This window comes from Flavobacterium sp. (assembly GCF_046293665.1).
Classification (GTDB): Bacteria; Bacteroidota; Bacteroidia; order Flavobacteriales; family Flavobacteriaceae; genus Flavobacterium.
On the sequence record NZ_JBKBOL010000013.1, the window covers coordinates 34826 to 45918 of the forward strand.

The following is an 11093-nucleotide window of genomic DNA, read 5'->3' on the forward strand; positions in this document are numbered from 1 at the left end:
ATGTCTCAATTTGAAGATTTGAAGATTTGAAAATTTGAAGATGAGATAATACATTAATTTTCAAATTTTCAAATTGAATAATTTTCAAATTAACTATTTTTGCCTCATGGAATTCTCATCAAAACTTTTAGAAAAAGCAGTTAATGAAATGGCGCAATTGCCCGGAATCGGTAAGCGAACGGCTTTGCGATTGGTGTTGCATTTGTTGAAGCAACCGATAGAACAAACCCAGTTTTTATCACAAGCGCTAACAACCATGCGAGAAGAAATTAAGTTTTGTAAAACTTGCCATAACATTTCTGATATAGAACTTTGTGAAATTTGCAATAATCCTGCGAGAAATCATAAAATAATTTGTGTAGTGGAAGATGTTCGCGATGTAATGGCGATTGAAAACACCAACCAATTTAAAGGAATTTACCATGTTTTGGGTGGCAAAATTTCACCTATTGATGGTGTTGGTCCAAGTCAGTTGAACATTAATTCTTTGGTAGAAAAAGTAAAATTGGGACAAACAGAAGAATTGATTTTTGCGTTGAGTTCAACTATGGAAGGCGATACGACCAATTTTTATATCTTCAAGCAAATCAAAGATTTCGATATCAAAACGTCTACGATTGCCAGAGGAATTGCCGTTGGAGACGAATTAGAATATGCCGATGAAGTGACTTTGGGTAGAAGTATTTTAAATCGGGTTCCATTTGAAAATTCTTTGAAAAATTTATAGCAAAATAATAGCCCACTACATTTTTGTATTTAGATTTGAAAAATCTATCTTTGTTTGCTAATTTTTTTAAAAAAGTAATGAATAAACCCTCGATATATTTATTTTTCCTCATTAGTATTTTATTAACCTCTTGCGTTCCTACCAAGGATTTGATTTACTTACAAAACAAAAATGATGGTGAAAATACTGTTGTAACACCTTCAAATCAAAAGCCTTACCGTCTTCAATCTAATGATATCTTAAGCGTTTCTATTAAAGCGATTGATCCAAAATTAGTGGAGATTTTTAACCCTAGCGGAAGTCAAACCGTTAGTGTTACAGGAGAACAAAGTAGTTATTTGAACGGATATAGTGTTGATGATCACGGGAATATAAGATTACCGGTTTTGGGTGAAATTAATGTTTTAGGGTTTACAGTTGAGGAAGTTAGAGGCAAAATAGAAAAATTGCTTTTTGAGAAGTATTTTAAAAATGAGGCTGGTGTTTTTGTAATTGTAAAGCTTTCCGGGTTTAGATATACGATAAATGGGGAAGTACAAAATACAGGAACCAAAACATTATTTCAGGATAAAGTGAATATAATGGAAGCCATTGCTAATGCCGGAGACATCAATGTAACCGGAGACCGGAAAGATGTAAAAGTTATCAGAACATTTCCCCAAGGCAGCGAAACCTTTAGTATTGATTTGACTGATAGCAAAGCGGTTAATTCCCCTTGTTTTTATCTTCAACCTAATGATTACATTTATGTTAAACCATTGAAACAGAAATCTTGGGGAACCGGAAAAACAGGAATCGAATCTCTGACAACTATAGTAACCCTATTATCCTTAGCAACCACCACTTATTTGTTACTTAGAAATTAACACCAATTTTTCATGTTAGACGTAAAAGATTTTACTTTTTTTGATAAACAAAGTAGCTTTGATTTTAAAGGGTTTTTAATCAAAACACTTAGCTATTGGAAATGGTTTGTTATGGGTTTAGTAATCGCTTTTTCTATTGCTCATCAGGTTAATATTAGAAAGCAAAAGATTTATGGCATTCAAACCACTATTGCAGTTCAGGAAGAAAACAACCCATTTTTTACAGCCAATACCAGCTTAGTTTTTAATTGGGGCGGAACCTCTGATAAGGTTCAAATGATTTCTACAACTTTGAAATCAAGATCTCACAACGAGGCAGTTGTTGATAGTTTGCAGTTTTATGTTGATTACATGAAACAAACCAAATATTTTTTACAAGATGTTTATGGCCAAGTGCCTTTTAAAGTTTCTGTTGATAAAACCAAAAATCAATTACTGGATCATTTTATCAAAGTGAAAATGATAAGTGATAATACCTTTCAGATTACAACCTCTTTTGAGTCTAATAATATTTCGGTTATACAATATCAAGAGAATAAAAAATCAATGGTTACTGTACCGATTGGTGAGTTTAAAAAAATATACAAAATAGGACAACCCATCAATTTGCCTTTCCTTAATTGTAAATTAGAGTTGGCTAACCATAACGGAGAGAATTTTGGAGAGGAGATTTCTGTTCGCTTTAATTCTTTTGACAACACGGTTTCCTATTATAAAGGATTGGACGTTGCCATTGATGAAAAGGCAGGTTCAATTCTTAAATTAGGTATGGATGGAACCAATAAATTCAGAATGGTTGACTACCTGAATGCTACTGTCAATGTGTTGATTAAAAGACAATTAAGAAATAAAAATAAATTTGCTGAGAATACCATAAATTTTATTGATAAAACTTTAAAAGATATGGAAGATCAATTGAAAGACTCTGGTGAAGATTTGAAAAATTTTAGTAAAACTAATAATGTTCTTGACATTGAAGAAGGTGGCGCGACCTATAAAAACCAATTGTTGAGTTTTGACACTCAAAAAGATGAGGTTGAACGCAAGTTGGCTTACTTGAATACGTTAAAAACATACCTTAAAAACAGTGTCGATTTCTCAAAATTACCGGCGCCAACTGTAGTCGGAATTGACGAACCTAATATTGTAACCAATGTTTCAAAGTTAATATCGCTTTCTATAGAAAGAACAGAGTTGGCCTATTCGATAAAAGGAGACTTGTATTACGAAAGAATTGACAACGAGATATCATCTGTAAAAAAAGCACTTTTAGAGAATGCAAATTCACTCAAAACAGCGCTACAATATGATTTGAATCTTGTTAATGAAAAAATTCAAAGTTTAGAAAGACAAATTAGAAACCTTCCCGAGAACAAACAAGAATGGCTTAAATTATCCAGAAAATATAATTTAAGCGATAATATATACAATACTTTTTTACAAAAAAGGAGTGAAGCTTCTATTGTAAAAGCAGCCAATTTACCAGATATTCAATTTATTGATCCGGCCAAAGATGTAGGCGGTGGATTGCTCGGGCCGAAAACAAGTGTCAACTACGTCTTAGCGTTTTTTATAGGCTTATTGGTACCACTGGTTTTGGTGTTTTTTATATTCTTCATCAGCAATTCAATCCAAAATATTGACGATATTTCCAGTCTAACGCAGTTGCCGCTTATTGGGGTTGTGGGAGTGAAACATTCGGAAACCAATTTGTCTGTATTTGAAAGACCTAAATCGGCACTTTCAGAATCTTTCAGAGCCATACGTTCTTCTTTGCAATTTTTATACAAAAAGCAAAGCATAGAAGGCACCAAAACCTTGATGTTAACATCATCAGTCAGCGGTGAAGGAAAGACATTTTGTTCGATTAATATTGCTACCGTTTTTGCTTTGAGTGAAAAAAAGACAATTATATTAGGACTCGATTTAAGAAAGCCGAAGATTTTTGACGATTTCAATATTCAAAACGATATTGGAGCAGTAAATTATTTGATCGGACAAAAAACTTTAGATGAGGTTATTCAACATACACATGTTCCTTACCTCGATGTTATTACCTCGGGACCGATTCCGCCAAATCCATCCGAATTGATTCTTGGCGACTCCATGAAAGAAATGATTATGAGTCTGAAAGAGAATTATGACTATATCATTTTAGATACACCACCGGTTGGGCTGGTTTCCGATGCGCTAGAGTTGGCTCAGTTTTGTGACGCAACCTTGTATATTGTTCGTCAAAATTTCACCAAGAAGGAAATGTTGACATTGTTAAACAACAGAACCAAGCGTGGTGAGTTGAATAATGTAAGTATCATTTTTAACGGTTATGAAAACAAGGCTAAATATGGTGTGGGTTACGGCTACGGCTATGGCTACGGCTATAGTTATGGCTACGGGTATGGTAGTGGATATCATGAAGATGATGAGCCAAAAGGATTTTTTGAGAAATTGAAATATAAAATACTAAAAAGATTCAAATAATGGCAGACAATGCAAAAGCAATTCTCATAACCGGAGGTGCCGGATTTATTGGTTCAAATCTTTGTGAGTATTTTTTAGAGAAAGGATATTTGGTGACTTGCTTGGATAATTTTGCGACAGGTCACCGACACAATATCGAAGGCTTTTTAAGCCATGATAAATTTAAACTGATTGAAGGTGATATCAGAAATATTGAAACTTGTCGGGAGGCTGTAAATGGTATTGATTTTGTTTTGCACCAAGCGGCTTTAGGTTCGGTACCGCGTTCTATTAATGATCCTGTGACTAGTAATGATGTTAATGTTTCAGGGTTCTTGAATATGTTAGTGGCTTCCAGAGATGCCGGTGTGAAAAGATTTGTTTATGCAGCCAGTTCTTCCACTTATGGTGATTCTGAGAGTTTGCCTAAGGTTGAGGACAAGATTGGAAAACCACTTTCCCCTTATGCGATAACTAAATATGTAAACGAGTTGTATGCGGATATTTTTGGAAAAACTTATGGATTAGAAACCATTGGTCTAAGATATTTTAATGTTTATGGCAGAAGGCAAGATCCTAATGGTGCTTATGCTGCGGTTATTCCTAAGTTTGTCATGCAATTGATGGCGCATGAAAGTCCGGTGATTAATGGCGACGGCAATTACTCAAGAGACTTTACTTATATTGACAATGTGATTCAAATGAATGAGTTGGCTATGTTGACTCAGAATCTCGAAGCGGTGAACACAGTTTATAATACTGCTTTTGGAGACAGGACGACTTTAAATGATATGGTGAAATACCTTAAATTGTATTTATCCGAATTTGATCCTGACATAGAGCACATTGATGTTGTTTACGGACCAAACAGGGCAGGAGATATTCCTCATTCTTTGGCCAGTATTGAGAAAGCAAAGCAATTGTTAAATTACAACCCTAAGTTTTCTTTTCCAGAAGGGTTGAAAGAAGCAGTAGCTTGGTATTGGAAGTATTTAAAAAAAGATTAAAAATTACTATTGATAATGAAAATAACTAATATTTGTTGTATCGGTGCCGGATATGTTGGAGGACCAACGATGGCTGTTATTGCCGAAAAATGTCCGCACATAAAAGTGACGGTAGTCGATTTGAATGAAGCCAGAATTGCGGCTTGGAATGATGAAGATGTGAATAATATTCCAATCTATGAACCGGGATTGAACGAAATTGTAGCCAATACCAGAAATAGAAATTTATTTTTCTCTACTGCTGTTGATCAAGCGATTGATGAAGCAGAATTGATTTTTATCTCGGTAAACACCCCAACCAAAACCTATGGTACCGGAAAAGGTATGGCAGCCGATTTAAAACACATAGAATTGTGTGCTCGACAAATTGCAAAAGTGGCTAAAAATGATAAGATTATTGTGGAGAAATCGACTTTGCCGGTAAGAACGGCTGAGGCTTTGAAAAGCATTTTAGACAATACCGGAAATGGAGTGCAGTTCCAAATTTTATCTAATCCAGAATTTCTCGCGGAAGGAACGGCTGTACAAGATTTATTAAATCCGGATAGGGTTTTAATTGGAGGTGAAACTACGCCGGAAGGTCAAAAAGCAATCGAATCTTTAGTGGATGTTTATGCCAATTGGGTTCCAAGAGAGCGTATTTTAAAAACCAATGTTTGGTCATCGGAATTGTCCAAATTAACAGCTAATGCCTTTTTGGCACAAAGGGTTTCTTCGATTAATGCGATGTCGGAATTGTGTGAAAAAACAGAAGCTAATGTGAATGAAGTGGCCAAAGCTATCGGAATGGATAGCAGGATTGGAGCTAAGTTTTTAAAAGCTTCTGTAGGATTTGGCGGTTCTTGTTTTCAAAAGGACATCTTGAATTTGGTTTATATTTCCAAAGCTTTCGGATTGAACGAAGTGGCTGATTATTGGGAACAAGTTATCATTATGAATGACCACCAAAAAAGACGTTTTTCCAGAAATATAGTGCAAACATTGTACAATACCGTTTCGGGGAAAAAGATTGCTTTCTTAGGTTGGGCCTTTAAAAAAGACACGAATGATACCAGAGAATCGGCTGCGATTTATGTTGCGGATGATTTGATCAATGAACAAGCCAATATTGCGCTTTATGATCCTAAAGTAGGTCACCAGCAAGTATTGTCTGATTTGGATTATTTAGACACCAGAAAACCAGCAGTTAATGAAAAACACATTCATACGTTCGACAATCCTTATGGTGCGTGCGAGCAAGCGCATGCGATTGCAATTTTAACGGAATGGGATGAGTTTAGAGACTATGATTGGAAGAAAATTTACGACAGTATGTTGAAACCGGCTTTTATTTTTGACGGTAGAAATTTGTTGGATGGTGATAAGATGAGAGAGATTGGTTTTGTTTATCAGTCTATCGGTTCTTGAAAAAAATAGTTATTGTTAAGGTTTAACCGCAGATTAGCAAATTTTTTAAATGGAATGTTTGAAGTCGATTTCTTATTGTGAATTAAATCTTAATGGATAAAAATATAATTAATATGAGTATTAAAATTGCAGTTATAGGGTTAGGATATGTGGGTTTGCCATTGGCAAGATTGTTTGCTACAAAATATCCTGTTGTTGGTTTTGACATTAATCAAAATAGGATTCAGGAGTTAAATTCCGGGTTAGATGCTACCTTGGAAGTTGACGAGGCCACTTTAAAAGCAGTACTTGTTGCTTCAAATAGTACTTCAAATGGTCTTTTTTGTAGTAATGCTATAGCTGATATAGCGGATTGCAATTATTATGTAGTTACGGTTCCTACCCCTGTAGATAAAAATAATCGTCCCGATTTAACACCGCTTTATAAGTCGAGTGAGACCGTTGGAAAAGTCTTGAAAAAAGGGGATATCGTGATTTATGAATCGACGGTTTATCCCGGTGTTACTGAGGAAGAATGTATCCCGGTCTTAGAAAGGGTAAGTGGTTTGAAATTCAATGTAGATTTCTTTGCGGGCTATTCACCGGAAAGAATAAATCCGGGCGATAAAGAACATACGGTAGAGAAAATCTTAAAGGTAACTTCGGGTTCTACTCCAGAAATCGGACAGCAAGTAAACGAATTATACCAATCGGTTATTACAGCGGGAACGCATTTGGCACCCTCCATAAAAGTGGCTGAAGCGGCGAAAGTGATTGAAAATTCCCAGCGAGATATTAATATTGCTTTTGTAAATGAATTGGCTAAGATTTTTAATTTGTTAGAAATTGATACCCATGCTGTTTTAGAAGCTGCCGGAACTAAGTGGAACTTCTTGCCTTTCAAACCCGGATTGGTTGGTGGGCATTGTATAGGCGTTGATCCTTATTATTTGGCTCAAAAAGCCCAAGAGAAAGGGTATCATCCCGAGATTATTTTGGCCGGAAGGCGCTTGAATGACAGTATGGGCGAGTACATTGCTGCTCAGGTCATCAAGATGATGATTAAGAAAAACATCAAAGTCAATGGGTCGAAAATTTTGATGCTGGGTATCGCTTTTAAAGAAAATTGCCCAGATGTACGAAATACAAAAGTGGTTGATGTTGTGAATGCTTTGCTCGATTTTGAAACTGAAATAACTATTTATGATCCTTGGGCTAATCCTGTTGAAGTGATGCATGAATACGGACTTCAAACGGTGTCAAAATTACCGGAAGGTACTTTCGACGCGATCGTTTTGGCGGTGTCTCACAAAGAGTTTTCTGCTATTAATTTCAATTCGTTGAAAAAACCAACAGCGGTTGTTTTTGATGTAAAGGGCGTTTTGAATGAAAAGGCGGATGGAAGATTGTAGTGTTCAGTCGCAGTCACAGTCACAGTTTTGTTTTAAGACAAGTTTAGTGGTTTGGTACTATTAATTTGGAAGTTTTAACATTAAGAAGTTAAGGGGATTAAGCGTTTCATTAAGGCTTAATTTTGCTTAAACATATATTTCAGAGAAATGAAAAAGATATTAATAACCGGTGGTGCCGGATTTATTGGTTCTCATGTGGTCCGTCGTTTTGTGACTAAGTATCCATCGTATCAAATTTTTAATTTGGATGCCTTGACTTATGCCGGGAATTTGGAAAATATTGCGGATATAGAGCGTTCTTTAAATTATACCTTTATTAAAGGAGATATAGTTGATGCTGGCTTTGTTAATGAATTGTTTCATAAACACCAGTTTGATGGGGTGATTCATTTGGCTGCGGAATCGCATGTTGACCGTTCAATTACGGATCCTTTGGCGTTTGTTAGGACGAATGTTATGGGCACAATGAATTTGTTGAATGCCGCTAAAACCATTTGGAAAGACAATTATAAAGACAAAAGATTTTACCACGTCAGTACCGATGAAGTATATGGAAGTCTAGGGGCAACGGGTCTGTTTACCGAAACCACTCCGTATGACCCGAATTCTCCTTATTCAGCTTCAAAAGCGAGTTCGGATCATTTTGTTCGTGCGTATGGTGAAACTTATGGATTGCCTTATGTGATTACGAATTGCTCGAATAATTACGGACCAAATCATTTTCCGGAGAAGTTGATTCCGCTATTTATCCATAATATTATAACCAACAAGTCTTTACCGGTTTATGGCGATGGGAATTATACCCGAGATTGGTTGTATGTCATTGATCATGCGATGGCTATAGATTTGGTTTTCCATAAAGGACGTAATCACGAGACATATAACATTGGGGGTTTTAATGAATGGAAAAACATCGACTTAGTTAAACTACTTTGCCAAAAAATGGATGCCAAATTAGGAAGAGCTGCAGGTACTTCTGAGCAGTTGATTACTTATGTTAAAGACCGACCTGGGCACGATTTGAGATATGCTATTGATGCTTCTAAGATAAATACAGAGTTGGGATGGCAACCTTCGGTTACTTTTGAAGAAGGTTTGGAACACACAATTGATTGGTTTTTGGCTAATAAGGCTTGGTTGCATAACGTTACTTCGGGGGAATATGCGAAGTATTATGCGAAGTAATATTCTTCTTAGTTTGCAGTCACAGTTTTAAGTCTCAGTCTCAGTTTGCAGTTTTATAGGAAGTCTTGCTTTTGCGGGGCTTTTTTTTTAACCATATAAGGCATGTAAGTTTGTTACTGGTTTTTACTTTTGCCTAATTGTATTTGTTGTCGGTTGTTGGTTGTCGGTTGTCTGTTTTGGTTTCAAGATTCATTGTGAAGATGAAAGTATATGGCAGAAGGCGTGAGTTTTTGGGTTGGTTACACAGAGATTCACAGAGGGATAGAAGGAGGTGAGTTTGGGTTGCCATCTTTACAATTTTGTCGTCATGAACTATGAGAATGATTTTTTTGATAGGGAAGATATAATGTATAATGGGGAAATGATTGATTGTGTTTCGATTTGTTGTGGTACTGGGAATTGTTTAGTTGGTAATTTTGACCAGTTATTTTTTTGTAATTTGTAGTTTATTAACTAAAAATCAATAATTTATTAACACGCAAACGTTTTCGTTCGTTTGGGAAAGTTTGTTTTTGTAATTTGATTAATTTAATTTTATAGTTTTAATGACCCAAATTCTATTATTGTTGCTTAATTCTTTGTTGGCTTTTTCAAGTCATTTGAGTGTTATTGTCTTTTTTAACTTTAACTAATTTAATAATTACTTTTATGAAAAGAATTTTACTCGCAATGAGTTTGTTATTATGCTCATTTATTTCCTCAACTGTTTATTCACAATGTCCTTCTGACAATGGCGGGAATACTCCTTACAATGATGGATGGGGAGCCTCGGATAATGGAGGAAGTGGATTTAATGTGTGGAATCGTACTTTGACTTCGGGAGATGGTTCACGAAACGGATTTTTTATAGGGAACTCTAACAGTAATGGTGATGGAGGTACATACGGGATTGGTTCATCATGTTGGGCTCTTTATGCTAATAATAGCCAAACGGCCTCTGCTACCAGAGCTTTTACTAATACGTTGAGTATAGGTGGAACCCTTTCCTTTGGGATGGATAACGGCTGGATTGACAATGGGGCAGTTGTTGGATTTGGAATACAAAATGCATCAGGTGAAAATTTAGTTGAATTTTATTATATAGGAAATTCAAATAAATACAAAATCAATGATAATGGTAATCAAAATGATACCTCATTAGACTTTACAGATGATGGTTTGACTTTTACTTTCAGTAGAACTGATGCTAACAATTATTCTTTAGTTGTTACAAGATTAGAAAGCACTACTACTATCACCTTAACCGGAGCATTGAAAAGTCCAGCAGGCGGAAAAGTTCCAGCTCAAGTAAGGTTTTTTAACTTTAATGCCGGTGGTGGCAATGAAAGAAATGCTTTTTTTAACAATCTTTCTATAACGGATAATCCTATTGCTACTGCTACTAATGTAAGTGGTTGTGCCGGTAGTGCAATCACTTTAGTAGGTTCGGGATTGCCATCAGGTGGAACCGGTATTTATAGTATTGCAAATCCCTACACCGGTCCATCAACAACTTATACTTATACTTACACAGCACCAAATGGTTGTAGTACAACGAGTGCACCGGCTTCAGTAACAGTAAACCCACTAACCACCAACGGTAGTGTAACCACCTCTATATGTGCCGGTGAAACTTATGTTTGGCCTGCTAATGGGCAATCTTATACCACGACTCAAACTAATCTTACGCATGTAGTAGGTTGTAATACGGCTACTTTAAATTTGAGTATTACGCCTCAACCAACCTGGTATTTAGATGCTGATGATGATGGCTATTATACAGGAACTCCAATAGTTCAGTGTGCTTCACCAGGTATTGGCTATACTACCACGGTTTTAGGCGGAGGTGATTGTGATGATACTAGAAATTTCGCTTATCCAGGCGCAACAGAGATTTGTTTCAACAACGTCGATGATGATTGTGATGGATTAAAATCTGAGGGTTGTCAATTGGTTGCTTCGAGTTTGACTAATAGTTATCCAAACAATTTTATATTGGGATCTATCAGTACAACGATTATGTCAACTATTCCGGTCGTTCCGGGTTATCCTATTACGGGTTATATCTTTG

8 protein-coding genes are annotated in these 11093 nt (G+C 35.9%); all 8 read left to right on the top strand.

Translation table 11 applies throughout. The annotated features are described in order from the left end of the window. Positions 1-106 precede the first annotated feature (106 nt). Positions 107-727 carry a recombination mediator RecR gene (gene recR / locus ACK4R1_RS14470; protein ID WP_409688622.1) on the top strand — a complete coding sequence of 207 codons (621 nt, stop codon included), beginning with the start codon at positions 107-109 and terminating at the stop codon, positions 725-727. 77 nt (positions 728-804) lie between these two features. After that, entirely contained in the window at positions 805-1593 is a 789-nt protein-coding gene (locus ACK4R1_RS14475) for a polysaccharide biosynthesis/export family protein (RefSeq protein ID WP_409688625.1), read from the top strand. 12 nt (positions 1594-1605) lie between these two features. Then, a complete protein-coding gene (locus ACK4R1_RS14480) occupies positions 1606-4074 on the top strand; it encodes a polysaccharide biosynthesis tyrosine autokinase (RefSeq protein ID WP_409688628.1) in 2469 nt (822 codons plus the stop codon). After that, on the top strand, positions 4074-5060 hold the full coding sequence (locus ACK4R1_RS14485; protein WP_409688631.1) for an SDR family oxidoreductase: 987 nt from the start codon (positions 4074-4076) through the stop codon (positions 5058-5060). The genes ACK4R1_RS14480 and ACK4R1_RS14485 overlap by 1 nt, the downstream gene beginning before the upstream one ends. Positions 5061-5075: 15 nt before the next feature. Beyond that, positions 5076-6467 carry a UDP-glucose 6-dehydrogenase gene (locus ACK4R1_RS14490; protein ID WP_409688633.1) on the top strand — a complete coding sequence of 464 codons (1392 nt, stop codon included), beginning with the start codon at positions 5076-5078 and terminating at the stop codon, positions 6465-6467. Positions 6468-6580: 113 nt separating this feature from the next. Next, on the top strand, positions 6581-7858 hold the full coding sequence (locus ACK4R1_RS14495; protein ID WP_409688636.1) for a nucleotide sugar dehydrogenase: 1278 nt from the start codon (positions 6581-6583) through the stop codon (positions 7856-7858). Between the two features lie 147 nt (positions 7859-8005). Further along, positions 8006-9043: a dTDP-glucose 4,6-dehydratase gene (gene rfbB, locus ACK4R1_RS14500; RefSeq protein WP_409688639.1), complete on the top strand. Its 1038-nt coding sequence runs from the start codon at positions 8006-8008 to the stop codon at positions 9041-9043. Positions 9044-9691: 648 nt separating this feature from the next. Continuing rightward, the coding region (locus ACK4R1_RS14505; RefSeq protein WP_409688642.1) for a MopE-related protein at positions 9692-11093 on the top strand (1402 nt) is incomplete at its 3' end.

Coding starts and splice junctions, on each gene's coding strand:
- ACK4R1_RS14485 (WP_409688631.1), top strand. CDS start 4,074: ATGGCAGACAATGCAAAAGCAATTCTCATAACCGGAGGTGCCGGATTT.
- rfbB (WP_409688639.1), top strand. CDS start 8,006: ATGAAAAAGATATTAATAACCGGTGGTGCCGGATTTATTGGTTCTCAT.
- recR (WP_409688622.1), top strand. CDS start 107: ATGGAATTCTCATCAAAACTTTTAGAAAAAGCAGTTAATGAAATGGCG.
- ACK4R1_RS14480 (WP_409688628.1), top strand. CDS start 1,606: ATGTTAGACGTAAAAGATTTTACTTTTTTTGATAAACAAAGTAGCTTT.
- ACK4R1_RS14495 (WP_409688636.1), top strand. CDS start 6,581: ATGAGTATTAAAATTGCAGTTATAGGGTTAGGATATGTGGGTTTGCCA.
- ACK4R1_RS14475 (WP_409688625.1), top strand. CDS start 805: ATGAATAAACCCTCGATATATTTATTTTTCCTCATTAGTATTTTATTA.
- ACK4R1_RS14490 (WP_409688633.1), top strand. CDS start 5,076: ATGAAAATAACTAATATTTGTTGTATCGGTGCCGGATATGTTGGAGGA.